This window comes from Catenulispora pinisilvae, assembly GCF_015356865.1.
Taxonomy (GTDB): domain Bacteria; phylum Actinomycetota; class Actinomycetes; order Streptomycetales; family Catenulisporaceae; genus Catenulispora; species Catenulispora pinisilvae.
This window is the reverse complement of sequence record NZ_JAAFZA010000102.1, coordinates 1-25,266: the sequence shown is the minus strand read 5'-3', so window position 1 is coordinate 25,266 and position 25,266 is coordinate 1. Positions and strand designations below refer to the sequence as shown.

The following is a 25,266-nucleotide window of genomic DNA, read 5'->3' as shown; positions in this document are numbered from 1 at the left end:
GACTACGACGCGTCGGTCAGAGCGACAGCGGTTCCGGAGACCGAGATCCCGCCCTCCCCGGCCGGGATGCCGACGGTCAGCAGGCTCGGGCGGCCCATGTCCACCCCCTGATGCACGGTCACCGTGCCGGGCACCGGGACCAGCTCCAGCTCGCGCAGGTAGCCGCCGAAGGCCGCGGCGGCGGCGCCGGTGGCCGGGTCCTCGAAGACGCCGCCGACCGGGAAGGGGTCGCGGGCCTGGAACACGTCCGGGGACTCGCGCCAGATCAGGTTGACGGTGGTCCACTCGTGCCGCTCCATGAGGGCGCGCAGGGTGGGCATGTCGTAGTCCAGCTCGGCCAGCCGGGACCGGCTCGGGGTGGCCAGGATCGGGTGCCAGCCGCCGCCGAAGGCGATCCGCGGCGGCAGCGCGTCGTGCAGGTCGCTGGCGGTCCAGCCGAGGATGCCGAGCAGTTCGGCCAGCAGCGGGCCGCGCAGGTCCTCGGTCTTGGTCGGGACGCTGACCAGCGTGGCGGTGAGCGTGCCGTCGTCCGCGGCGACGGTGTGGACCGGCACCACTCCGACCTTGGTGTGCAGCGTCAGGTCGCCGGCGCCGTGCCGTTCGGCGTAGGCGACCGCGGTGGCGATGGTCGCGTGGCCGCAGAACGGGACCTCGGCCAGCGGGCTGAAGTAGCGCACGTCCATGACCCGGTCGCTGTCGGTCGGCAGCAGGAACGCGGTCTCGGAGTAGCCGACCTCCGCGGCCACGGCGAGCATCGCGGCGTCGTCCAGGCCGCGCGCGTCGAGGACCACGCCGGCCGGGTTGCCGCCGGACGGGTCGGAGCTGAAGGCGGTGTATCGAAAGATCTCCACGCACGTACCGTAGCCGGTGGACTCGGCTCGGCGGCAGATCCACTTCGAGGCGAGTGGACCTCAGGCCGGCATCTCAGTGCCCTCCGGTATCTCAGGTCCCTCAGGCGGTACCCAGCCGGAACAGATCCCGGCCCGCCGACTCCCCGTCCGCGCTCTCGGCGTCCAGAGCCCGCCGCACGATCTCCCGCGCCGCCGCCAGTTCCTCCGGATCGATCCGCCGCCCCGGGATGTCGCCCAGGTCCCCCAGCGAATCAGGTCCCTTCGCCCCGCGTCTGAACCATTTCATGATCAGCCCTCCCCCAGCGCATCGCCACCGACGCTACGTCGGCACCCCGGCACGGGCAAGCAGACTCCGTCGTCTTACGGTGCATCACCTACCTCCCCCGCGCAGCCGATCGGTAATCTCGGCGATCAGCTGCCTGGTCTTGTCGGTAAGGCGGTGCCCGGGCCCCAGGACGCGTTCCTCGTCGATCAGCAGGGTGCTGAGTTCGTCCCGAGCCTCGCGGACCAGACCGCGCTGGAGCATCGCCATACCGGCGAAGTGGCGGATGCCGAGCGCGCCGGGTGAGGCGGTGTCGGCGACCCGGCTCAGGCCGCGCCGCAGCTCGAACTCGGCGGCGTCAGGCCTTTGCTGGTAGAGCAGCGAGCGCCCGAGCGTCTGCCACACGTACAGCGTCTCCGGATACGACGGCGTCCACAGCTGTTCGCAGACGATCAGGATCTCGCGGCACATCGTCTCGGCCTGGCGCGCGCCTTCGACGTGTAGGAGCGCGCGGGCCCAGGTGTGCCAGACGGTGACGGTGTCCCGGTGCCGGCGGCCGTTGATCCGGCGGGAGGCGGGCAGGATCTCGCGGAGCATCGCCTCGGCTTCGGCCCACTGCTCCGGGCGCTCCAGCAGCGCCCGGGCCAGCTGGTGCCGACTGGCCCAGGTGTGGGCGTGGTCGGGGCCGTGCGCGGCGACCTGCCCGACGATCACTTCGCGGAGTTCGGACACGGCCCGGTCGTAGTTGCCGAGTTCGATCGAGAGCCGGCCGCGCTCGTGGCGCAGCGCCAGGATCTTGGTGTCGGACGGGTCGAACCGGAACCCGGCGCAGTCCTCGATGAGCACGTCCAGCAGTCCACCGGCCGGTTCCAGCAGACCGGACGCCAGCAGATAGCGCGCGGTGGACCGGGCCAGGTTCAGGGCCGAGACCACCAGCAGCCGCTCGCTGTTGGTCGCCGGGGAGGAGACCGTGGACAGCACCGCGTCGCGGGCGTGCGGGAACAACGCGGCCCACACGGCCCAGTTGTCCGGGTCGTCGGCGGTGCGGTTCTCGGTGGCCGCGGCCAGGATGTCGAGCATCGCCCGGCCGTAGTCGACCCGGTGCGACAGGACCAGGTCGTCCTCGCGGAAGACGGTGTGCACCATCGGGTGCAGCGACAGGACCTCGCTCAGGTCCGGATCGTCGGCGCCGCGCTTGTGTCTGCGGATCAGGTGCGCCTGCGCGAGCTGACCGATCGCCAGGCGGATCTGCTCGATCGGCACGCCGGCGAACAGCGGGGTCTCGGACAACATCTCCGGCCGGAGCAGCAAGCGATACGGCACCGGTGTGTCCGACAGGCACGCCAACAGATGCAGCAGCCGGGTCGCGGCTGTGCTCAGTCCCCGCGCCGACAACAGCAACGACTCGCGCACGATGCTCAGACCCAGGACTTCCTCCCCGGCCCCGCCCGCCGGATCGCCGTTGCCGGCTTCCTCGCGGGTCCGCCACTCGGCGAGGTAGCCGGCGAAATCGGACAAGACCGGTTCGGACAGGAACACCGCTCCGGTGGACACCGACCGGACCCGGCTGGCGGCCGCCCGCAGTGCCAGCGGCAGCCCGCCGAGCGCACGCGACAGCTGCCGGGCCTGCTCCACTCCCCCGCAGTCCGGTCCCGCGATGTCCAGCAACACGTCGGCGCCGTCGTATTCACTGAGCGGTTCCACCTGATGGATCCGGCACCACGGACCCCACACGTCGTTGTGGCCGCCCTGCGCCGTGACGATGACCGAGCCGTTCGCGGACGCCACGTCCCGGACCCAGCCGGTCCCGTCGCACCGTCCGGTGTCCGGGGCGACCCGACCGAGTTCGGCCGGGTCCGTCACGCTGTCGAACACCAGGAGCCAGGGCCGGCCGTGGTTCTCCAGCCCGCGCCACACCAGATCGGTCTGGCTCCGCTCGCCGCGCCAGGCCTCGTCGATCTCGCCGCGCGGCAGCCCGAGCAGATGCGCGACCTCCCGCATCCGGGGCGCCAGCTGCGGAACCGAGACCCACCACACGTCCCAGCCCTCGTCCTTACGGCGCGCGGCCACCTCGGCGGCGATGTGCGTCTTGCCGATCCCGCTCATCCCGGACAGCACGTGTACCCGGCTGCGTCCCGGCGCCATCAGGGCACCGACCAACGTGTCCCGTCCGCGCAGCCGCCCGAGACCGGCCGGCGGCTCCACGGAGAACTGGATCCCTTGCTGCTCAACGGCATCCGCGGCGGTCCCGACCGTCGGCCCGGGACGCTCGGCGTCGGCGGCGGCCGGCAGGACCGCCTTCAGGATCTGGTACTGCATGGCGTGGTGCCCGGCCGGCTTCAGGATCGAGAAATGGTCGGCCGCGACCGTCTCGGTGGTGGGGAACCAGCCGGTCGCCTCGATGCGCGGCACGATGTTGTCCTCGCCGCCGACCACCGCCGTGACCGGGATCGGGCAGGTGTAGTCGGTGACGGCGTCGGCGTTGACCACGTTGCGCAGCACCAGTTGGTGCGCCTCGAAGACCTCGCCGTCCAGCAGCCGCAGCCGGGACTCCTGCGGGTGCCGGGAGCCGAACACCCACTTGCGGGTCTTGGCGAAGAACGGCGAGCCCAGCGTCGGACAGGCGTAGAGCACTATCTGCCGGATCCGCGCCAGGTCCCGCGCCTGGCCCCGGATCGTCGCGCTGGCCAGGTACTTCTGCACCACCAAACCGCCCTGGCTGTGCGCCACCAGCACCACCGGGCCGTCCCGCAGGTCCTCGGCCTTCAGCCGGGTGGCCAGTTGCGCGGCCAGATCGGCCAGGTCCGGGATCCGGCGGTCCGGCCGCAGCCGGGCCTTCGGCGTGGCGTATTGCATGGTGTGCAGGTCGGCGAAGGCCAGATCGGGATCGCCGCGGATCAGGCCGATGAAGTCCGACCAGGTGTCGGGGCCGGAGAACAGCCCGTGAACGAACAGCACATGCACCCGTGACGGCATCCAGACGCGCCTCCTGCCGGCCAGACCACAGGACGGCTACAGCGGCGTCCCCCGATGGATCGAACGGTGTCTCAGGGTTCGATTACCCGCCGGTACCGTAGCTCACGCTGAGCGCGATGGCGATGACGGCGCCGTGCACGGGGTAGGCGGCGGCGACCTGGGCCGGGGTGTAGGGCTGCCAGGCGCGGTAGTACGTGGTCGTGTCCGACGGGTCCTTGAGCATCTGGTCGTGGGCGAACTGCCCGCCGTCCAGGGTCGGGAGGTGCGGGGCCTGGGACACCTCGACGGTGCCGCCGGTCGGGTACCGGTTCGTGGGTTCCTTACCGATGGCGGTCGGGGTGAAGTCCCGGGTGACCGGCACGGTGTACGGCATTCTGACCACGTTCGGAAACGCGGCGGCCGTCGCTGTCTGCGACGGGTCGGCGTCCCTGGGCGGCGTGTGGTCGTAGTCGTAGGAGGTGATCAGACCGACCGGCTCGCCCTGGCGGTGCGGGAAGGCGGTGTCCTGGGAAACCCACCCCGCCTTGGCCAGAGCCCCGTCGAGGTGGACGAGGTGCTGCCGGAAATCACCGTCGAAGGCCTCGTACACCGTGTCGGTCCGGGTGCACGTCACCGGGACCCACGACTCTTTCACTCCCACGAAGGCGATGGGCGGCACGTCAGTGCTACAGACATCCGCCACCGCGGTGCCCAGGTAAGCAGCCCAGGGCAGCGCGGCACGCAGCTGACCGATCTTGTCGTCCACCTGAGCGGTGACCGCCTGGTCCGCGGCCTGGGTCGGCGCCGAACGCGCGGCCTTCAGCACATCGGGCTGCGACCCCGGGCCCAGGGTATGGAAGTACCAGGCCACGTCCCCGACAAACCCCGCGACCACCACCCCCGCGAGGACCCCGCACCCGATCAGCACCTTCTTGAATCCACCCATGAAGCCCCGTCCCCGTGAACCGACCGCATCCAGTACCGACACCAGTTCACACGCCGGGCCGCACCGTTTGGGTTGTCGTGCGGTCTCAGTCTGATCTCAGGCCTATGGTTTCAGGCCTGTGGTCGGCTCGGGCCCCTTATCTCAGGCCGAGAGCTGGTCGGGGGCGGACTCCGCATCCGAGGAAGTCGGCCCCGCGGCGGCCACCCGCTGCGCCAGCAGCGCGCAGATCTCGCCGGCGGGCAGGGCCTTGGACACCAGCCAGCCCTGGGCCTCGTCGCAGCCGTAGCCGTCGAGCGTGGACCAGGTGCTGGGGTCCTCGACGCCCTCGGCGACCACCCGCAGGCCCAGGGAGTGCGCCAGGTCGATGGTGGAGCGGACGATCGCGGCGTCGTCGGCGTCGAAGCCGATGCCGCCGACGAACGAGCGGTCGATCTTGATCTCGTCGAACGGCAGCCGGCGCAGGGTGAGCAGGGAGGCGTAGCCGGTGCCGAAGTCGTCCAGGGACAGCCGGACGCCGAGTTTGGACAACCCGATCAGGGCCGCGCGCACGCTCTGCGCGTCCCCGACCAGGACCCGCTCGGCGACCTCCAGGCGCAGCGCCTCGGGGCGGACCCGGTGCTGGTCCAGCTTGCGGGCGACCATCTCCACGAAGGTCGGGCTCTCTATGTCGCGCAGGGAGACGTTCACGGCGATCGGCACGCCGTAGCCGTTGCGCCACCACAGCGCCGCCTGGCGCAGCGAGACGTCCAGGATGTACTCGGTCAGCCGGGCCATCAGGCCGCTGGACTCGGCCAGCTTCACGAACGTCTCCGGCGGTATCGCGCCGCGCACGTCGTGCCGCCAGCGGGCCAGCGCCTCGACGCCGACGATGCGGTCGCCCTTGAACGAGACCTGCGGCTGGTAGTGCACCTCTATCCGCCCCGACTCCAAGGCCTCGCGCAGATCGCTGAGCAGGCCCAGCCGGTCCGGGCTGTTGCGGTCCTTGGCCGGGTCGTAGCGGACGTAGCCCATCTTGGCGCGCTTGGCCTCGTACATCGCCACGTCCGCGTGCCGCAGCAGGACGTCGTAGTGCTTGGCGTCGTCGGGGTGTAAGGCGATGCCCAGGGAGGCCTCGACGTCCAGGTTGAAGCCGTGCAGCCGGTAGGGGACGGCGACCGCGTCCAGCAGCCGCTGGGCCAGTTGCTGGGCGGCCTCGACGTCCGGCAGGCCGGGCAGCAGGACCGCGAACTCGTCGCCGCCGAGCCGGGCCACCATGTCCTCGGCGCGGACCGCCGCCGACAGCCGGGCGGCCACCTCCCGGATCAGCTCGTCGCCGGCGGCGTGGCCCAGGGTGTCGTTGACTTCCTTGAACCGGTCCAGGTCCAGCAGGAACAGCCCGATCTTGCCCGGCGGGACGGCCATCGCCAGCGGGGCGCGGCCGCTGGAGTACAGGGACGAGGGTCCGTCATCGTCGTCGACCGGCAGGACGCCGAGCATGATCTCGGCCTGCCGGCGCAGGGCCTTGCGGTTCGGCAGCGCGGTCAGCGGGTCGTGCAGCGACTGCCACTCGCTCTCGTCGAAGGCCAGCGCGCTGCGGTAGAAGACCAGCAGCACCGGTATGAACAGCACGATGAGGTAGGGCTCGTGCCGCATCACCACGGTGATCAGCGGGGCCAGCACCACCGAGGCGCCGACCACCTGAACCTCCACCCGCCACTCCCGGCGGGCTATGCCGCGCAGGTTCACCCCGGTCCACAGCGCTATGGCCTGCCAGACGAAGAACAGGTTCACCACGAAGTAGGCGACCCCGGCCAGCAGGATCGCGGCCATCGAGGTCACGGCCGGGGCCCACGGCCGGCCCGGGGTCGGCGCGATCGCGAACAGCCGCAGGACCAGGCAGGCCGCACCGAGCGAGAGGGTGTACTGCGAGACGTTGAACAAGATGCGCCACCAGGTCCGCCGCCCGGCCGCACCGCCCACCACGGAGGCCGCGGCCTGCACCATCGCCGCCAGCGGCCAGCCGGCCAGCATCAGCAGGGCGATGGTGAAGACCGTGGTGGTGGCGGCCTCGCGGTTGGTGTGCTGCAACTTCATCAGGGGCCGCAGTTCCCCGAGGAAGACCAGGCAGACCGTCATCAGCAGGGCCGGCAGCGATTCCTCGTTGGGCCCGGAACCCCGCCAGTTCAAGACCAACAGCGCGGCCAGGAGCGTGATCCCGGCCGCGCTGACGGAGGCTACAAAGGCGTACAGGCGTCCCGGGTCGGCCTTCGGGCCGTAGTCCGGCTCGAACGGTCGGTGCATGGAGCGGACCCTCCTGTACCGTTCTCTTTCCAATGACGTCAGCGTCGGTGCGCCTCAGGCGACTTCTCTGACCAAGCCATACTGCCGTATCAGAACGTCGCCAACCAGAGACGGACCGTAAAGGTTTCGCCTTGGACTTGACGGGCCAGACCCGGCGCCGTTGTCAGGCCTCTGCTTCCGCCACTGTAGCGGCAGCCGCCTCGGGACCGGTCCCCAACAGCACCTTGAATCCCTCCTCGTCCAGCACCTTCACCCCAAGCGTCAGGGCCTTGTCATACTTGCCGCCCGGGTTGTCCCCGGCCACCACGAACGAGGTCTTCTTCGACACCGAACCACTCACCTTCGCCCCCCGCTTGGTGAGTTCCTCGGCCGCCCCATCTCGGGTGAATCCGGCCAAGGTGCCCGTTACGACCACGCTCAATCCCTCAAGAGGCCTCGGGCCCTCGGGCTGGGACTCCACAACAGGCACCACCCCGGCGGCCTGCCACTTGCCGATGATCTCCCGGTGCCAGTCCACGGCGAACCACTCGACGATCGCGGTGGCGATGGTCGGGCCGATGCCCTCGGCGGCCTTGAGCTCATCCTCGGTGGCGTTGGCCAGGGCGTCGAAGGACGGGAACTCGCGGGCCAGGACCCGGGCCGCGGTGGGGCCGACGTGCCGGATCGACAGCGAGACCAGGTACCGCCACAGCGGCCGGTCGGTCTTCACCAGCTCCAGCTGTTGCAGCAGCAGTTCGGTGGTGGCGGTCGGGACGCTGGGCTTCTTGGGCGTGCCCTTGGTGTAGAAGTACGGCACCAGCTCCATCTCACCGGGCTTGGCGTCCGCGCCGCGCTTGGCCTGGAGCATCTTCAGGTCGGCCAGATCCTCCAGCTTCAAGCTCAACAGGTCGCCCTCGTCGTGCACCGGCGCGGTCCCGCCGGCCGGCTGGGTCAGGGCCACCGCCGACTCGTAGCCCAGCGCCTCGATGTCCAGCGCGTTGCGGCTGCCCATGAAGTCGATGCGCTCGCGGATCTGGCCGAGGCAGTTCTGGGAGTTCGGGCAGCGCAGGTCGATGTCGCCCTCCTTCTGCGGGGCCAGCTTGGTCCCGCAGTCCGGGCAGTTCTCCGGCATCACGAAGTCGCGCTCGGAGCCGTCCCGCAGGTCCTGCACCGCGCCGACGATCTCCGGGATCACGTCCCCGGCCTTGCGCAGGACCACCGTGTCGCCGATCTTCAGGCCCTTCTTCACCACGATCTCCTGGTTGTGGAGGGTGGCGTTCTGGACCGTGGAGCCGGCGACGGTGACCGGCTCCATGACCGCGTACGGGGTCACCCGGCCGGTGCGGCCGACCTGGACCCGGATGTCCAGGAGCTTGGTGGTGACCTCCTCCGGCGGGTATTTGAAGGCGATGGCCCAGCGCGGGGCCCGGGAGGTGCTGCCCAGGCGGCCCTGGATGGCCAGGGCGTCGACCTTGACCACCACGCCGTCGATCTCGTGCTCGACGTCGTGGCGGTGCTTGTTGTAGTAGTCGATGTACTTCTGGACGTCCTTCAGGGTCTTGACGACCTTGACCCGGTCCGAGGTCGGCAGGCCCCAGGCGCGCAGGGCGTCGTAGGAGTGCGACTGCGAGGTCGGGGTGAAGCCCTTCCGGGCGCCGATGCCGTGGACGACCATCGACAGCGGGCGCTGCGCGGTCACCCGCGGGTCCTTCTGCCGCAGCGAGCCGGCCGCGGCGTTGCGCGGGTTGGCGTAGGAGCGGCCGGTCTCGGCCAGGATCTTCTCGTTCCACTCGTCGAACGCCTTGACCGCGAAGAAGACCTCGCCGCGCACCTCGACCAGCTCCGGCACCGGGAATTCGGCGGTCCCGGTCAGGGTCTGCGGGATGGTCTGGATGGTCTTCGCGTTCGGCGTGATGTCCTCGCCGGTACGGCCGTCACCGCGGGTCAGGGCCCGGGTCAGCTTGCCGTTCTCGTAGAGCAGGTTGATCGCCAGCCCGTCGACCTTCAGCTCGCACAAGAGCTCCGGCAGCGCCCCGAGGTCCTTCTCGATGCGGTCGGCCCAGGTCTGCAACTCCTCGGCGGTGAAGGCGTTGTCCAGCGAGAGCATGCGCTCCAGGTGCGGGACCGAGGTGAACTCGGTCTCGTAGCTGCCGGCCACCTTCTGGGTCGGCGAGTCCGGGGTGCGCAGCTCCGGGTTCGCCTCCTCGATCGCCTCCAGCCGCCGCAGCTTCACGTCGAACTCGGCGTCGGTCATCGTCGGCGCGTCGAGCACGTAGTACCGGTAGCGGGCGTCCTCGATCTCCTCGGCCAGGGCCGCGTGCTGCTGTGCCGGGGTCGCGGGGGTGGTCTCATCCTTGCCGGACAACGCGTCACCTCACTGGTCGGGGGCCTTTTGACAGTAAGAATCTACTGCCAGGCACTGACAGTCCCGCAGTTCAGGAGGCTTTGTCCGCCAACGCGTCGGCCGTCCGGTGCGCCAAGATCAGCGCCTGCCGGGCCCACGGCGGCGTGGCGCCGGCCAGACCGCAGGTCGCGGTGATCGTCACCGCGCCGGCCAGCTCGGCCGCCGAGAAGCCCAGGCGGGTCAGGGACAAGACCTTGTCCAGCAGCTGGTTGACCCCCGGCGCCTGTGCGGGATCGACGGAGGGCACCACGCCGAGCATCAGCCCGACCCCGGCCTCGATCGCCACGCCGAGCTGTTCGTCGGCGGCGGTCTCGGTGGCGATGCCGGTGGCGTCGAAGGACACGTAGTCGGCCCCGGCCTCGCGCAGCAGCTCGATCGGGACGCCGGGCGCACAGCAGTGCACGGCGGCCTCGGCCCCGGCGTCGTGCACGGCCTGGAGCAGCCCGGCCAGCGTCTCCCGCGCCACGCTCACCTCCACCGCGCGGAGCCTGCCGAAGCCGCTGGCCGTGGGGACGGTGCCCCTGAGCACCCCGGGGAGCGCGGGCTCGTCGAGCTGGAGCAGGATCTTGCCCGCTTGCGGGGCGCGCTGCCTCGCCTCGGCCAGGTACAGCTTCAGGCCCTCGGTCAGGGACTCGGCGAGGTCGCGGACGGCACCCGGGTCGGACAGCATGCGGTCGCCGTGCCGCAGCTCCAGGGTCGAGGCCAGAGTCCAGGGCCCGGCGGCCTGGATCTTCAGGGTCTGGGTGAGCTCCTGCGCGTTCTCCTCCAGGACGTCGAGGTCCTGACGCAGGAAGGACACGGCGCGGCGGGCGTCCCGGCCGGGCCGCTCGGTCAGCCGCCACCCGCTGGGCTGCACCTCGGCGTACATGTCGACGAGCAACGCGGTGCCGCGCCCGATCATGTCCGCCCCCACGCCGCGCGCCGGAAGCTCGGACAGGAACGGCAGATCCGGGAGCTCGTCGAAGGCCAGGCGCTGCGCCGCCCCGGTGTCGGTGCCGGGAAGGGAGCCGATGCCGGTGGCGCGTGGGGGTCGGTGCATGGGACGAGGGTAGCCGGACGGGGCGATACGGGGCGTCGGCCCGACGCCGCGGCCGCTTCCGGCGGACGCGGCCCGACATCACCGCGCACAGCACCGAATGCGCGAGCCATGAGCCCAGGTCGCCGCTATTGTGACCAACACCAGCCCTGTTCAAAGCCCGAGCGCCGCGCCGGTTGCCGTCTTGACCTCCTGGAGCCCGTCCGTGTCGACCGTGTTCTTCGCCGCGAGCCCCGCCGAACTGCGGGTAGTGGCGGCCGCCGCGGCCCACGCGGACACCTCGGCAGTCCTGTCCGCCCTGGACACCGTCCCGGCCGGCGACCTGGACCCGGCCCAACTGATCGACCTCGACCTCCTGGTGACCGGCAACGACCCCGCCGAGGTCCGCGAGGCGGTCCTCACCCCCGCCCATGAGGGCCCTGACGACGCCGGCGGCACGGTGCTGCTTCCGGTACGCCCGGCGCTGGGCTCCCGCCTCGCGCATCTGAGCGACCACGATGTGGACGCGCTCGCGGAGCGCTGGGCCGCCGCCGACGGCGCGGCCGACGGCGGGTGGGACGCCTACCGGTGCGGGCAGCTGATCCGGTCGCTGTCGCTGCTGGCTTTGCTGGCCGGGGCTGATCAGCGCGGGTTGTTTGTGCACTTCGACAGCTGAGGCGGGCACAGGAAACCGCGGCCCGGTCGGCGATTGCTGAGCCGCGAAAGGCCGGCACACCATGACGCCGACACCAAAACCAGATGCCCCGGGCCGAAAGGCCCAGGGCATCACAGTTAAAACCCGCCAAGCTCAGTCTGCTTCAACTAAGCCAGCCAAGCCGCCCTGCTCAGGTCAACCCAGCGGCCTGCTTCAACTTCGCCAGCCAAGCCGCCGCCCTGCTCAGGTCAACCCGGCGGCCTGCTTCAACTTCGCCAGCCGAGCCGCCCTACGCACCTCAGCTCAACCCAGCAGCCTTCATCATCGCCGCGATAGCCGGCCCGGCCGCCGAGTTCCCGTACCCGCCGTTGAGCACCAGCGCCGAAACCGCGATGTCGTGCTGCGGGTCCATCGCGATCATCCAGGAGTCCGTCGGGTCCGTCGGGTTCGGTTCCGCCGACCCGGTCTTGCCGCCCAGCGTGGACGCGATCCCCTGCAGCGAGGTCGCGGTGCCGTCCGTGATGACCCCGCGCATCATCATCTGCAGGTTGGCGTCGATGTTGGCCGGGATCGGCTGGGCCTTGGCCGGGGGCTGGAAGCCGGGGATGAGGATCGGCTGGTGGAACTGGCCGGTGGCCACGGTGGCCGCCACCGAGGCCATGGTCAGGGGGGCCATGGTGATCTTGCCCTGGCCGAAGGCCTCGGCGGCGAGGACGTCGCGGCCGTCGGCCGGGGGGACCTGCAGGTTGCCGGGGGTGGCGTAGGTCGCCTGGCCGATGCCCATGTCCCAGGGCTGGTTCATACCGAAGTAGTCGTGCGCCACCACGGACAGCCGGTTCAGGGCCAGGTTGTGGTCGATGGTCGCGTGCACGAACGAGGTGTTGCAGGACTGCTCGTACGCGGTGAGCAGGGTCGCTCCGGAGAAGCCGTTCCGCAGGCCCTCGTCGTTGTGGTAGGTCTCGGTGCCCACGGTCACGTTGGGGGTGCAGTCCGCCGAGTCCGAGGGCTGCATGCCGGCCAGCATCAGCGCGGTGGCCGTGACCGTCTTGAAGGTGGAGCCCGGGGCCCGGGTGGCCATGTAGGCCATCTTCGGGTTGTCCTTGTTGTTGGTGGCGATGGCCAGGATCTGGCCGGTAGAGGGCTGGATCACCACCATGCCGGAGTTCGGGTACGCCTTCAGCGCGTTCTCGGCCGCGGTCTGGATCTTGGAGTCGATCGTGGAGCCGAGCTGGAGCCCGCTGGTGGAGTTCGGGGCGCCCAGTTGGATCGTGTTCGAGTTGGGTATCTGCAACCCGGTGTTGTTGTCCACGAACTGGATCTGCAGCGAGGCCTGGCCGCCGCTCGGCGGCTTGGCGGTCGACAGTTTGTTGATGATGCTGGCGATGCTCGGGTGCGCCGCGCCGGACAGCGGGGCGCCGTTGCGGTCGGCGACCGGCACCGCCGGCGGGACGGCCTTGAGGTTCGCCAGCGAGCTCAGCTGCGGGTTGATCACCCCGGAGGAGAAGTGCACGACCGCCGGGCCGTTCCCGGTCGGCGGCAGCACCGACATCGTCGAGTTGTAGCTCCAGACCAGACCGTCGGTGAAGGTGTCGGCGACGGAGAAGCCGTAGTGCACCGCGTTGGCCAGCGGATCCGGGGTGGAGGGACTGGACGGCGCGCCCGGGGTGGCCGGGGTGGCCGGGGTGGAACCGGCCGAGGACGGCGCGTTCACCTGCGACCCCAGCTTCAGCGCCGTGCTCTTGGGCGCCAGGGAGTCCATCACCGCCTTCAACCGCGGCGTGGCCTTGGCCGGATCGTCGGTCAGCGACCCCGCCTTCGTGTAGTCACCGGACTGCCAGGCCGCCAGGAACGCCGCCGCGACCTTGTCGGTCGGGCTGTCGCCGACGGGGGCACCCGACTGGGAACCGCCCGCCGCCGGCTTCGACTTGGAGCCGCTGGAGCAGCCCGCGGTGACGACCGCGAGGGACGTGGCAACCGCTGCTATCGCAAGGAGCGTACGTCGTGAACCCATCGGGGTCCCTCCCCTTTGATATCGGATCGGGTTATTCAGCCTACGACCCTAACCGACGCACATGAGACCCGATCGGTTGTTCCGTCCCGACGATCACCACCGACTGTTGAACAGGCGCTACCCGCCGCAGCCTGAATCGTCACCGTGATCGTCACCGTGATCGTCAGCCTGAATCGTCAGAGTGTCAGAGTGATTGTCAGCGCGAGGTCTGCGCCACGGTGGCGGATCCGATGACCCGCGTCCCGTCATAGAGCACGGCCGCCTGCCCGGGCGCCAGCCCGCGAACCGGCTCGTGGAGCAGCACGTCGATGGAGTCCGCGCCGGTCCGCTCGGCCGTGGCCGGGACGCCTTCCCCGTGCGCCCGCAACTGCGCGTGGCACTCGATCCGGCCGGTGAACTCCGGCCCGCACCACCGCAGCTTGATCCCGGACAGCCCGGTGACGTCCAGCTCCTCGGCCGTCCCGACCGTCACCGTGTTGCTGACCGGTGAGATGTCCAGCACATAGCGCGGCCGCCCGTCGCCGGCCGGGTCGCCGATCCGCAGGCCGCGCCGCTGGCCGATGGTGAAGCCCCAGGCCCCGTCGTGCTCGCCGACCCGCCGCCCGGCGGTGTCGACGATCGGCCCGGAATCGGTGCCCAGCGTCTTGGCCAAGTACGCCTTGGTGTCGCCGTCGGGGATGAAGCAGACGTCGTGGCTGTCCGGCTTCTTGGCCACGTACAGCCCGCGCTCGGCCGCCTCGGCCCGCACCTCGGGCTTGGTGTCCTCGCCCAGCGGGAACAGCGAGTGCGCCAGCTGCTCGGCGTCCAGCACGCCGAGCACGTAGGACTGGTCCTTCGCCGGGTCCACAGCCCGGTGCAGCTCCGGCCCGTGCGGCCCGTCGAACAGCCGCGCGTAGTGGCCGGTGGCGACCGCGTCGAAGCCCAGCGCCCGCGCCTTGTCCAGCACCGCGGCGAACTTGATCTTCTCGTTGCAGCGCAGGCACGGGTTCGGCGTCCGCCCGGCCTGATACTCGGCGACGAAGTCCTCGATCACGTCCTCGTGGAACCGGTCGGACATGTCCCAGATGTAGAAGGGGATCCCGAGCATGTCGGCGGCCCGCCGGGCGTCGTGCGAGTCCTCGATCGTGCAGCACCCGCGCGCCCCGTCCCGCAGCGCCTGCCGGTTCCGGGACAAGGCCAGATGGACGCCGGTCACCTCGTGACCCGCGTCCCGCACCCGGGCGGCAGCCACCGCCGAGTCGACACCACCGGACATCGCCGCCAAGACACGCATGTCTCCAGGGTACGTGCAATGGTTGACTGTGAGGCGGGTCATATCGGCGTGACGGCTACCACGAAGCGGAGGACGCCATGAGCGGCGCTGCCAGTACGGAGAACATGCTCATCATCGGCGCGAGTCTGGCCGGCGCGAAGGCCGCCCAAGCCCTGCGCGAGGACGGCTGGGACGGCCCGATCGAGCTGGTCGGCGCCGAGCGCGACCTCCCCTACGAGCGCCCGCCGCTGTCCAAGGGCCTGTTGCAGGGCAAGGAAGAACGGGACAAGGTCTTCGTCCACGAGTCCGGCTCCTGGTACGTGGAGAACCAGGTGGGGCTCCGCCTGGGCCGCACCGCCACCGCGATCGACCGCGAGAACCACCGTGTCCGCCTCGACGACGGCACCGAACTCCCCTACGGCAAGCTCCTGCTGGCCACCGGCTCCGCCCCGCGCCGCCTGAACGTCTTCGGCGGCGACGCCAAGAACCTGTCCTACTTCCGCACCCTGGAAGACAGCGAGCGCACCAAGGCCGAACTGATCCCCGGCTCCCGCCTGACCATCATCGGCGCCGGCTGGATCGGCCTGGAGGTGGCCGCCGCGGCGCGCGAGAAGGACGTCGAGGTGACGGTGCTGGAGGCGCTGGAGCAACCGCTGTTGCGCGTGCTGGGTCCTGAGGTCGGTGCGCAGTTCGCGGCACTACACCGCGCCCACGACGTCGATCTGCGCCTGGGCGTCGGCGTGGACTCGTTCACGCTCCAGGACGTGGACGGCGTCGAGCAGGCCACCCGGGTCCGGCTCGCCGACGGCACCGAACTCGAGGCCGACCACATCCTGGTCGCGGTCGGCGCCGCGCCGAACACCGGTCTGGCCGAGGCGGCGGGGCTCAAGGTCGCCAACGGCATCGTGGTCGACGCCACCCTGCGCTCCTGCGACCCCGACATCTTCGCGGCCGGCGATGTCGCGAACGCCTGGCACCCCTTCTACGGGGAGCCGATCCGGGTCGAGCACTGGGCCAACGCCCTGAACCAGCCGAAGGTGGCCGCGGCGTCGATGATGGGCGTCACCGACCTGAAGTACGACCGTCTGCCGTACTTCTACACCGACCAGTACGACCTCGGCATGGAGTACGTCGGCCACATCCCGAGCTCCGGCTACGAGCAGGTGGTGTTCCGCGGCGATCCGGCCTCCGGGGAGTACATGGCGTTCTGGTTGGCCGGCGGCGCGGTGCTGGCCGGGATGAACGTCAATGTGTGGGACGTGGTCGACGACGTCCGGAGCCTGATCCTGAGCCACGCCGTGGTGGACGTGGCGCGGCTCCAGGACCCGGCAGTGGCGCTGGCGGACGTGGCGACGGCCTGACGGCTCTCGCGGATCTCAGGGTTCTCAGAACTCGAGGTCGTTCTCCTTCAGACAGACGTTGACGAAGGTGATGTTCGTCGTACTCAGGTTGTAGAGGATCCCGTGCGGATCCATCTTCCACTGCTCCCCGCGCACGCCGACGTTCGACCAGATCCCCTCGGCCCACCAGCCACCCTCGTTGTCGGCCGCGCGGATCTGGTTGGACAGGCCGTAGTCACGCAGATCCAGCAGGTTGCCGGAGTTCTCCCACGGGCACCACAGCGAACCGGTGCTCAGCCGCACGCCGGAGGGAGTGACATCGCTGGTGGTGTAGAGGCAGACCTCGTTGGTGCTACAGCCGGCGAAGTCGTTCGCGACGGCGCTGCCGGGCGCGGTCGGCGGCTTGTAGGTGAGGGTGACGTCTTCCTTGGCGTAGCGGATCGAGTTCCCCTCGACCACGCCGCCGGGCTTGCGGGCGAGTTGGGCGCTGATCGAGTCCTGGACCCAGTTCTGGCCCGCGTCGGCGGAGGTGGCGGAGCCGGAGGTCCCCGAAGCGGAGGCGGAGGCGGGACCGGCGGCCAGCGCCGTGAAGGACAGCAGCGCCACCGCCAGGAGCGCGAGCATGGAACGCTTGCGAAGCATGATGCCCCATTCGTCGTGGAGATGATCCAATGGGAATCAGGGTCCTGTTTCAAAGCTCGCGTGTCAATATAAACACCCTGAAACGGACATGCCTCGCCGCTCAACCGCCCCGCTGGAATACCCCGTTCGGCCGAACCGGTCAGCTGACCCCGGCCGCCCGGGCCCGGGCCACCACCGGCCCGATCGCCTCGGCCAGCGCGTCCACATCAGCCTTCGTCGACGTGTGCCCCAGCGAGAACCGGAGCGAGCCCCGCGCCGGCTCCCCCTGGACTCCCATGGCCAGCAGCACATGGCTGGGCTGCGCGACCCCGGCCGAGCACGCCGAGCCGGTCGAGCACTCCACGCCGCGGGCGTCCAGCAGCATCAGCAGCGAATCACCCTCGCACCCGGGGAAGGTCATGTTCGCGATCCCGGGCAGCCCGCTGCCGGCGCCCAGATCGCCGTTCACCACCACGTCCGGCACCTCGGCCCGGACCCGCGCCAGGAGTTCGTCGCGCAGGCCGCTGAGCAGATCGGCCTTGGCCTCGCGGTCCTTCACCGACTCCACCACCGCGGCCGCGAAGCCGGCGATCGCCGGGGTGTCCAGCGTGCCGGAGCGCACGTCGCGCTCCTGACCGCCGCCGTGCAACACCGGCACCGCCGCTGTCTTGCGCCCCAGCAGCAACGCGCCGACCCCGATCGGGCCGCCGATCTTGTGCGCGGTGAAGGTCATCGCCGACAGCCCGCTGACCGACCAGTCCACCTCCAGCGCCCCGACCGCCTGCACGGCGTCGGAGTGCATCGGGATCCCGTACGCGTGCGCGACCGCGGCCAGTTCCTGGACCGGCTGGACCGTCCCGACCTCGTTGTTCGCCCACATCACGGTGGTCAGCGCCACGGAGTCCGGATCGCGCTCGATGGCCGCGCGCAGCGTCTCGGGGTGCACCCGGCCCAGGGCGTCCACCGGCAGCCAGTCGATCTCGGCGCCCTCGTGCTCGGCGAGCCAGGACAGCGGGTCCAGGACGGCGTGGTGCTCGATCTTCGCCGCCAGCACCCGCCGCCGGCGGGCGTCCGCGTCGCGTCGGGCCCAGTACAGGCCCTTCACCGCCAGGTTGTCGCTCTCGGTCCCGCCGGAGGTGAACACCACCTCCGAGGGTCGGGCCCCCAGCGCCTCCGCGATCTGTTCGCGGGACTCCTCGACCACCCGCCTGGCGGCGCGGCCGGCGGCGTGCAGGGAGTTGGCGTTCCCGGTGACGGCCAGCCGTGCCGTCATCGCGTCGACGGCGGCCGGGAGCATGGGGGTCGTCGCGGCGTGATCCAGATATACGGCCATGATTAGCTGCGATTCTAGGGGCTGGTGCGGCGGTGGCGGTGATCGGCCCGGCACCCGGTCGGCACCCGGGGGTCACCCGGAGGCCGCGGGGCACGCGGAAGTGGGGGGCCTGTTACCGCCCGCCCGTATGCGCAATGCGATCAGCCGAGTGTGTATTCCCCGCGGATGGCGGTCAGGATGATCCGCGCCGGGAACACCGAGCCCGGGAAGCTGAAGTGGATCCCGTCGTGCTGCCGGGCCAGGACCCGGTGGCCGTCCGGATCGGTCAGGTAGTCGGTGTAGTGGCCGTGGTCCGAGGTGGGGTCGGCGACGTCGACGTACCGCAGGCCCGGCACGTTCGGCACGGCCGCGCGCACCGCGTCGTTGATCCGCGCGAAGATGTGGATCCACGGCGCCGAGCGCGGGACCGGCGGGCCGACCCAGTAGACGCGGCGCTGCGGATCGCCGGCGATGAAGTCGCGGGCGACCGCCTCGACCCGGCGCGAGTACTCGGCGTTCCAGACGTTCGACCCGACGTCGGCGCCGTCCAGCGGCCAGCCGTCGTTGGCGCCGAGCACCATGATCACCACATCCGGATCGAAGTCCACGGCCTCCTGCGCCGCCTCGTCGGACCAGTCGAACACCGAGGGCTGCGTCAGGCCGGTGCCGTTGCGCGCCTGCACCCGGACCTTGGCCGGCAGGTGCTCGGAGGCGACCAGGCGGGCCAGTTGCTGACCGTCGAAGTCGGACAGCGAGTCGCCGGTGACCAGGACCCGCAGCGGATCGGCGGCGGTGGCGTGCCGAACGTCCGCGGCGACCGGGGCCAGCCGCGGTTCGGGGTCCGCGGCGGGGGCGGTCGCCGGGCTGCCCGGCGCCTGGGCGGCGGCCGACGGCTGGACCACCGGCTGCTGCTGCCGGGCCGCGTCCTGCTCCAGATGCGTGCGCTGCCCGTCGTCACCGGTGACGCTGTCCGGGTGGCCGAGCATGGCGTCCAGCGAGGTGCGCGGGCGGTTCAGGTCCAGGGCGCCGGCGATGGCGTCCAGCGGATGCGCGACCGCCAGCACGGCGTCCCGGGTCGGCCCCGGCGGCATGCCGAGCCCGGCCCGGACCACGCCGGCGGTGTTCAGCAGCAGCGCGGTGATCAAGGCGATGCGGATCACCCGGCCGGCCTGGCGCGCGGAGGTGAGGGGTTCCTCGGATTCCTCGGACACTGCTCGCTCCTGTCGCCTAGAACCGGAAGTAGATGAACGGCGCCACGCCCTGTCCGCCGCTCACCGCGGCGATCACCAGCAGCAGGACGCCGAGGGAGACGCCCTGTGCGTAGACCGGGAGCGTGACGAACGCGGTGCGCAGCCGCGCGCCGACTCCTCGGGGGACCCACTGCATGGCGAGTGCGGCGGCGATGAGCAGGACGATCGTGGGGGTGAGGATGCCGGTGCTCGGGCCGCCGGCGAAGAGGCGTCCGAGGACGGCGAAGGCGGTACCGAGGTCCGGGGCGCGGAAGAAGACCCAGGCTAGGCAGACCACGTGGAAGGTCAGGATGCGTCCCACTGTGGTTTTCACCGGCTGGGGAATCAGTGCGGGGATACCGTCGCGAAAGCCTAGGGCTTTCGTAATAGAAGGCCACGCACGTTCCACCGCGAGACCGGCGCCATGGATACCTCCCCAGAAGACGAAGGTCCAGGCGGCTCCGTGCCAGAGGCCGCCGAGGAGCATGGTCAGCATCAGGTTGCGGTACGTCTTAAGGCTTCCCCCGCGGTTTCCTCCCAAGGGGATGTAGAGGTAGTCACGGAGCCAGCGGGACAGCGTCATATGCCAGCGCCGCCAGAAGTCCTGGAGGGAGCGCGCGGTATAGGGGCGGTCGAAGTTGCCGGGGAAGCGGAAGCCCAGAAGGAGCGCCAGGCCGATCGCCATGTCGGTGTAGGCGGAGAAGTCACAGTAGATCTGGACCGCGTATCCATAGACCGCCATTACGGTCTCTGTGCCGTTGTGGGCCTGGGGCGCGCCGAAGACGGGGTCGACCAGCTTGGTGCCGATCATGTCGGCGATGACCATCTTCTTCACCAGGCCACCGGCGATCAGGCCGAAGGCGCGCGCCATGGGGACACGGTTCGGGTCGCGCGGGGTGGCCAGCTGCGGGATGAACTCCGAGGCGCGGACGATCGGGCCGGCCACGAGGTGGGGGAAGAAGGACGCGTAGACGGCGTAGTCGAGGGGTTTGGCCAGCCGGGTGCGGCCGCGGTGGACGTCGACGACGTAGGAGATGGCCTGGAAGGTGTAGAAGGACACTCCCACCGGCAGGACCAGGTGCAGCAGCCCTAACGAGAGTCCCAGGGAGCTGTTGATGCTCTCGCTGAAGAAGTCCAGGTACTTGAAGACGCCGAGCGCGCCGAGGTCCAGGGTGATCGCGGTGATCAGGGCGGCGCGGCGGACCTTCTTCGAGGACTGACGGGCGATGACGGTGGCCGCGAGTTGGTTGACCACTGTGGAGCCCGCGAGGAGGAGGACGTAGTGCCAGTCCGCGGCGGCGTAGAAGTAGTAGGAGGCCGCCAGGATGAAGGGGCGCCACAGGCGTCGGCGCGGCATCAGCGCCCAGGACAGGGGCAGGACTACGGCGAAGAAGAGCGCGAACTGCACGGTAGGGAAGATCAAGGCGGCTGTCCCCGGGGGCCGGTTTCGTCAGGAAGGGTCGCAATACCCAACGAAACAGAACACAGACGGTCACGGTCTTCCCACCGGTCGAGATCGCTCTTAACTTGTCGGGTATGGCACCACTTCGCGCAGACGACCCGCGCCACCTGGGCGGATTCCGGGTGCTGACGCTGCTCGCCGTGGGCGGGATGGGGCGCGTCTACCTGGCGCTGGGCCCGGATCGGGAGGCGGTGGCGCTGAAGGTGGCGCGGCCGGAGCTCGCGGCGGATCCGCGGTTTCGGGCTCGGTTCCGGCGGGAGGTGGCGACGGCTCGGGGGGTGGGGGGTGGTCGTGCTGTCGATGCCAGCGGCGAGGCCGGTGCTGGCGATACCAGCGGCGAGCCTGGTGCTGGCGGCGGCGGTGCGGCGGATTCCGGCGGCGGGGCCGGTGCGGACAGTGCGGCCGGTGCGGGCGGCGCGGCCGCGGGCAGTGCGGGCGGCGGGCGGGTCGGCGGCGCGGCGTTGATCGCCCCGGTGGTGGCGGCGGATCCCGACGCGGAGCTGCCGTGGCTGGCGTCGGAGTACGTGCCGGGCCCGTCCATCACCGACGCGCTGCTGGCCTTCGGCCCGTTCTCCCCGGCGGGACTCCACACCCTGACCCACGGCTTGGCCCTGGCCCTGGCGGAGGTGCACGCGGCCGGGGTCGTGCACCGCGACGTGAAGCCCTCGAACGTGCTGGTGGCCCCGGACGGCCCGCGCCTGATCGACTTCGGCGTGGCCCGCGCGGTCGACGACGTCCCGCTCACCAGGGCCGGCGCCCTGATCGGCTCCCCGGGCTTCCTGTCGCCGGAACAGGCGGTCGGCGAACCCACGACCTTCGCCTCGGACGTCTTCGCGATGGCCACGGTCGTCGCCTACGCGGCCCGCGGCCAGAGCCCCTTCGGCGCCGGCGACGGGCCCGCACTGCTCTACCGGGTGGTGCACGAGCCGCCGAAGCTGGACGGCCTGCCGGACGATCTGGCCGAGCTCCTGACCGCATGTCTGGCGAAAGACCCCACGGAACGCCCGAGCGCGCCGGAGATCGCGGACCGCGTCGCACCGGCCGCCGACTGGCTCTCGCAAGCAGTGCTCGACGACATCGCACGGCGCGAGGCCGAGCTCGCCGCCTGGTTGGAGGTCACGGCCGCCGACCCGCTGTGGGTCCGGCCGGCCTCGGCGGCCCAGACGACGGCCTTCGACTCGGTCGCGGACTCGGCGCTGGACATCGCGAACGCGGTCGCGGCTCAGCCCTCGCGGATCGGGGCCAGGCGACGCAAGCCGCGGTATGCCGAGTCCAAGCCGCAGACCAACCCACAGACCCAGGTACATACCGAGGCGCAATCCGCGCTCAGCCAGGCCGCCAGCTACGAGCTCCGCAGGCCCACTCCCCCGCTCGGCTCGCCGGCCGACGGCATCCGCGAACCGGGCCTGCCGCGCGGCTCGGCCGAGCAACCGGCCGCCTCCGGCACACCATTGGACCTGCCGCACTACTCACCCAAACAACCGGACACCGCCGATAGCGAGCAGCACCGGCCCGAGCCCGGCGTCAAGGCAGCACATCAGCTCGGCCCGCAGCACGGGCCCGAGGCTCCGGCCGAGCACACCGAGCCGCCGCGACTCGCCACCGCCAAACCCGGCTCCGCCTACGCCGCGCACCTCGCCGAGTCCGCAGCCGACAACACCGAGCAGACGCGTCCCGACCACGCCACCGCCGCCAAACCCGGCTCCGCCAACACCGCGCACCTCGCCGAGCCCGCAACCGACAACACCGAGTCGCCACAACCCGGCCGCGCCACCGCCGCTAGACCCGGCTCCGCCTACGCCGCGCACCTCGCCGAGCCCGCAGCCGACAACACCGAGCAGACGCGTCCCGGCCGAGCCACCGCCGCCAGACCCGGCTCCGCCAACACCGCGCACCTCTCCGAGCCCGCAACCGACAACACCGAGTCGCCACAACCCGGCCGCGCCACCGCCGCTAGACCCGGCTCCGCCTACGCGTCAGTCCTACTCGACCCGGAGTCCGAACCATCTGGCACTGACCTGCCTGCCACCGAGCCCACTGCCAGCCAGCCGCCGACCACCCACCACCGAGCGCCCCGCCGTCGCTTTCCCGTCTATGCCGCCCTGGGCGCCTTCCTGGGCGGTGCCGTGGCCGCGACGCTCCTGCTGCTGCCCCACACCCGCCACAGCGCTCCGCCGCGCCCGCTGAGCCCGGCCACGTCGGTCTCCAGCACCTCCACCACCTCCACCAGCTCCACCACCTCCGCCGGGAAACCAAAAGCCGCTTCGCCCACCCCGTCGGGTGGGCGAAGCGGCCGGGTGAGCAGTCCGCGGACTACTTCCGCTTCAGGATCTCGTCGGTGACCTGCGGGACCACCTTGAACAGGTCGCCGATGACGCCGTAGTCGGCGAGCTCGAAGATCGGCGCCTCCTCGTCCTTGTTGATGGCGACGATGGTCTTCGAGGTCTGCATGCCGGCACGGTGCTGGATCGCGCCGGAGATGCCGGCGGCGATGTACAGCTGCGGGGACACGGTCTTGCCGGTCTGGCCGACCTGCGCCTGGTGCGGGTACCAGCCGGCGTCCACGGCGGCGCGGGAGGCGCCGACGGCCGCGCCGAGGGCGTCGGCCAGCTTCTCGATGACGGCGAAGTTCTCGCCGCTGCCGACGCCGCGGCCGCCGGAGACCACGATCGAGGCCTCGGTGAGCTCGGGGCGGTCGCCCTTGGGGAGCACGACCTTCTCCACGACCTTGGCCAGCTTGGCGGCGTCGGTCAGCTCCACCGAGACGTCCACGCGCTCCGCGGCGGCCGGGGCGGCCTCGGGGGCGGTGGCGTTCGGGCGCATCGCGATGATCGGGGTGCCCTTGGCGACCTTGGAGTGGGCCACGGTCGAGCCGCCGAAGATGCTCTGCTCGGCGATCAGGTCGGCGCTGACGTCGACGGCGTCGGTGAGGACGCCGGAGCCGGTCTTGATCGCCAGCCGGGCGCCCACCTCCTTGCCCTCGGCGGTGGCCGGCACCAGCACGGCCGCCGGGGCGTGCTCGGCGACCAGCTTGGCCAGCAGCTCGGCCTTGGGGGCGGTGACGTAGGCGTCCAGCTCGGCGTCCTCGGCCACGTAGGCCTTGGCGGCGCCGTACTCGGCCAGCTTCTCGGCCGCCTTGTCGTAGCCGGCGCCGATGAACACCGCGCTGGGCGTGCCCAGCGCACGGGCCTTGGTCAGCAGCTCCAGCGTGACCTTCTTGACCACGCCGTCGGCGTGGTCGACGAGGACCAGGATCTCAGCCATTTTCCAAAGCTCCCTTAGATGAACTTCTGCGCGGACAGGAACTCGGCGAGCTTCACGCCGCCGTCGCCCTCGTCGGTGACCTTCACCCCGGCGCTGCGCGGCGGGCGCTGGGCGGCGTCGACCACGGTGGTGGCCGCGGCGGCCTGGCCGACCAGCGCGGCGTCGATGCCGGCGGCGGCCACGTCCAGGGCCGCGACCGGCTTCTTCTTGGCCGCCATGATGCCCTTGAAGGAGGGGTAGCGCGGCTCGTTGATCTTCTCGACCACCGACACCACGGCCGGCAGCTGGGCCTGGACCACGTCGTGGCCGTAGTCGGTGAGCCGGTTCACGGTGATCGAGGTGCCGTCGATCTCCACCTTGGAGGCGAAGGTCAGCTGCGGCAGGCCCAGCCGCTCGGCCAGCATGGCCGGGACCAGCGAGGTGCGGGCGTCGGAGGCCTCCGAGCCCAGGATCACCAGGTCGTACTCGGTGGTGCCCAGGGCCTGCGCGATCGCGTAGGAGGTGGCGACCGCGTCGGAGCCGGCCAGCGCCGGGTCGGACAGCAGGATGCCGGAGTGCGCACCCATCGACAGGGCCTTGCGCACCGCGGCGTCGGCGCCGTCCGGGCCCATGGTCAGCACCACGACCTCGCCGCCGTGCGCCTCGGTCAGCTTGAGCGCTTCCTCGATGGCGAACTCGTCCATCTCGTTGAGCACCGGGTTCGAGCTCTCCCGGTCCACGGTCAGGGTGTCCGGGAGGAGCCGCTTCTCGGCCTCCGTGTCCGGCACCTGCTTCACACAGACGACGATTTTCATGATCGCTGTCCGACCTCCTGCTTGAGGGCTTCTCCGGTCTCTCCTCCGCAGCTTGCCATGGTCGGACCTGGTCGAGAAAACAGAGCTCCGATCATGGGGTCAAACGCGCGAGGTCTTCCCCATCCTGTGGTGCGGCCCGGCGGATACCGACGGTGCCGTCCGAGGGGATCGTATCCCGACAAAGTTACCGCTTGGTAGTGCCACCGGAAGCGACGCGCGTCACGTCCGGAGCGCGGCGAGCTCTGAGCCGAACGGGTGAACGACGAGCGTGGTGCTTACGGTAATCGAGTGACTACCGGGAGGGATGGGAAGCCGGTAGCCTGATCGAAACACATTGACCAAAGGGGGATGGTCCGATGTCCGGTCCGGGGTTCGCGTTCGAGGTACAGCCGCAGATATTGACGGCCTACGGCGACGCGCTGCACGCGCGGGTGGCGGAGCTGGCGATGGTCGGCGCGGTGGTGGCGGAGATGCGGGTGGAGCCGCGGTGGTTCGGAAAACTGCCGGCGGCGGAGTTGCTGGCGGAGCGCTGCGCTGCCCGGCGGGACGCAGACCTGGCGGAGCTCGGCGAGCTGGGTGGCTGGCTGGCGGAGGCGGCCCGGGGGCTGGCGGAATCGGCGGGGCGGTATTCGGC

General features: G+C 70.9%; 19 protein-coding genes. 4 read left to right on the top strand and 15 right to left on the bottom strand.

Going from position 1 to position 25,266, the window contains the following annotated elements:
* Window positions 1-2: 2 nt before the first annotated feature.
* The 7 genes from IZR01_RS25925 to IZR01_RS25895 form a co-directional block, all read right to left on the bottom strand.
* Complete coding sequence (locus tag IZR01_RS25925; RefSeq protein WP_194925354.1) at window positions 3-851, bottom strand: PhzF family phenazine biosynthesis protein; 849 nt, start codon at window positions 849-851, stop codon at window positions 3-5.
* 100 nt (window positions 852-951) lie between these two features.
* Entirely contained in the window at window positions 952-1,137 is a 186-nt protein-coding gene (locus tag IZR01_RS25920) for a hypothetical protein (RefSeq protein ID WP_194895179.1), read from the bottom strand.
* A gap of 84 nt (window positions 1,138-1,221) precedes the next feature.
* The gene (locus tag IZR01_RS25915; RefSeq protein ID WP_194925353.1) at window positions 1,222-4,089 is read right to left on the bottom strand and encodes an alpha/beta hydrolase; all 2,868 of its coding nucleotides are present in this window, start codon (window positions 4,087-4,089) and stop codon (window positions 1,222-1,224) included.
* An 82-nt stretch (window positions 4,090-4,171) separates the two neighbouring features.
* The gene (locus IZR01_RS25910; RefSeq protein ID WP_194925352.1) at window positions 4,172-5,014 is read right to left on the bottom strand and encodes a hypothetical protein; all 843 of its coding nucleotides are present in this window, start codon (window positions 5,012-5,014) and stop codon (window positions 4,172-4,174) included.
* 141 nt (window positions 5,015-5,155) lie between these two features.
* Window positions 5,156-7,294 carry a putative bifunctional diguanylate cyclase/phosphodiesterase gene (locus IZR01_RS25905; RefSeq protein ID WP_194895182.1) on the bottom strand — a complete coding sequence of 713 codons (2,139 nt, stop codon included), beginning with the start codon at window positions 7,292-7,294 and terminating at the stop codon, window positions 5,156-5,158.
* A 163-nt stretch (window positions 7,295-7,457) separates the two neighbouring features.
* Window positions 7,458-9,638: an NAD-dependent DNA ligase LigA gene (gene ligA / locus IZR01_RS25900; RefSeq protein ID WP_194925351.1), complete on the bottom strand. Its 2,181-nt coding sequence runs from the start codon at window positions 9,636-9,638 to the stop codon at window positions 7,458-7,460.
* 70 nt (window positions 9,639-9,708) lie between these two features.
* The gene (locus tag IZR01_RS25895) at window positions 9,709-10,716 is read right to left on the bottom strand and encodes a methionine synthase (protein WP_194925350.1); all 1,008 of its coding nucleotides are present in this window, start codon (window positions 10,714-10,716) and stop codon (window positions 9,709-9,711) included.
* Window positions 10,717-10,918: 202 nt separating this feature from the next.
* Between IZR01_RS25895 and IZR01_RS25890 the strand changes: the two genes are divergently transcribed.
* Complete coding sequence (locus tag IZR01_RS25890; protein WP_194895185.1) at window positions 10,919-11,368, top strand: hypothetical protein; 450 nt, start codon at window positions 10,919-10,921, stop codon at window positions 11,366-11,368.
* 277 nt (window positions 11,369-11,645) lie between these two features.
* On the opposite strand, the gene IZR01_RS25885 is transcribed toward IZR01_RS25890, so the two are convergent.
* Both IZR01_RS25885 and mnmA read right to left on the bottom strand, forming a co-directional pair.
* The gene (locus tag IZR01_RS25885) at window positions 11,646-13,358 is read right to left on the bottom strand and encodes a penicillin-binding transpeptidase domain-containing protein (RefSeq protein WP_194925349.1); all 1,713 of its coding nucleotides are present in this window, start codon (window positions 13,356-13,358) and stop codon (window positions 11,646-11,648) included.
* 196 nt (window positions 13,359-13,554) lie between these two features.
* The gene (gene mnmA / locus IZR01_RS25880) at window positions 13,555-14,631 is read right to left on the bottom strand and encodes a tRNA 2-thiouridine(34) synthase MnmA (RefSeq protein WP_194895187.1); all 1,077 of its coding nucleotides are present in this window, start codon (window positions 14,629-14,631) and stop codon (window positions 13,555-13,557) included.
* A gap of 77 nt (window positions 14,632-14,708) precedes the next feature.
* On the opposite strand from mnmA, the gene IZR01_RS25875 reads away from it, so the two are divergent.
* Window positions 14,709-15,971, top strand: coding sequence for an NAD(P)/FAD-dependent oxidoreductase (locus IZR01_RS25875; protein ID WP_194895188.1), 1,263 nt, complete (start codon window positions 14,709-14,711; stop codon window positions 15,969-15,971).
* A gap of 24 nt (window positions 15,972-15,995) precedes the next feature.
* Here the strand turns inward: IZR01_RS25875 and IZR01_RS25870 are convergent, their stop codons facing one another.
* The 4 genes from IZR01_RS25870 to IZR01_RS25855 form a co-directional block, all read right to left on the bottom strand.
* Window positions 15,996-16,592 (bottom strand): hypothetical protein, encoded by a 597-nt coding sequence (locus tag IZR01_RS25870; RefSeq protein ID WP_194895189.1) that lies wholly within the window; start codon window positions 16,590-16,592, stop codon window positions 15,996-15,998.
* Window positions 16,593-16,731: 139 nt separating this feature from the next.
* On the bottom strand, window positions 16,732-17,904 hold the full coding sequence (locus IZR01_RS25865) for a cysteine desulfurase family protein (RefSeq protein ID WP_194925348.1): 1,173 nt from the start codon (window positions 17,902-17,904) through the stop codon (window positions 16,732-16,734).
* 140 nt (window positions 17,905-18,044) lie between these two features.
* Complete coding sequence (locus IZR01_RS25860) at window positions 18,045-19,094, bottom strand: SGNH/GDSL hydrolase family protein (RefSeq protein ID WP_194925347.1); 1,050 nt, start codon at window positions 19,092-19,094, stop codon at window positions 18,045-18,047.
* A 16-nt stretch (window positions 19,095-19,110) separates the two neighbouring features.
* Entirely contained in the window at window positions 19,111-20,520 is a 1,410-nt protein-coding gene (locus IZR01_RS25855) for an MBOAT family O-acyltransferase (RefSeq protein ID WP_323747095.1), read from the bottom strand.
* 128 nt (window positions 20,521-20,648) lie between these two features.
* On the opposite strand from IZR01_RS25855, the gene IZR01_RS25850 reads away from it, so the two are divergent.
* Window positions 20,649-22,916, top strand: a complete 2,268-nt coding sequence (locus IZR01_RS25850; RefSeq protein WP_194925345.1) for a serine/threonine-protein kinase — start codon at window positions 20,649-20,651, stop codon at window positions 22,914-22,916.
* Here the strand turns inward: IZR01_RS25850 and IZR01_RS25845 are convergent.
* Window positions 22,888-23,838 carry an electron transfer flavoprotein subunit alpha/FixB family protein gene (locus IZR01_RS25845; protein ID WP_194925344.1) on the bottom strand — a complete coding sequence of 317 codons (951 nt, stop codon included), beginning with the start codon at window positions 23,836-23,838 and terminating at the stop codon, window positions 22,888-22,890. The two genes, IZR01_RS25850 and IZR01_RS25845, sit on opposite strands and share 29 nt — an antisense overlap.
* Window positions 23,839-23,852: 14 nt before the next feature.
* Window positions 23,853-24,632: an electron transfer flavoprotein subunit beta/FixA family protein gene (locus IZR01_RS25840; protein WP_194900109.1), complete on the bottom strand. Its 780-nt coding sequence runs from the start codon at window positions 24,630-24,632 to the stop codon at window positions 23,853-23,855.
* Between the two features lie 356 nt (window positions 24,633-24,988).
* Here IZR01_RS25840 and IZR01_RS52500 point away from each other — a divergent pair.
* A partial coding sequence (locus tag IZR01_RS52500) for a hypothetical protein (protein WP_194925343.1) occupies window positions 24,989-25,266 on the top strand: 278 nt, incomplete at its 3' end.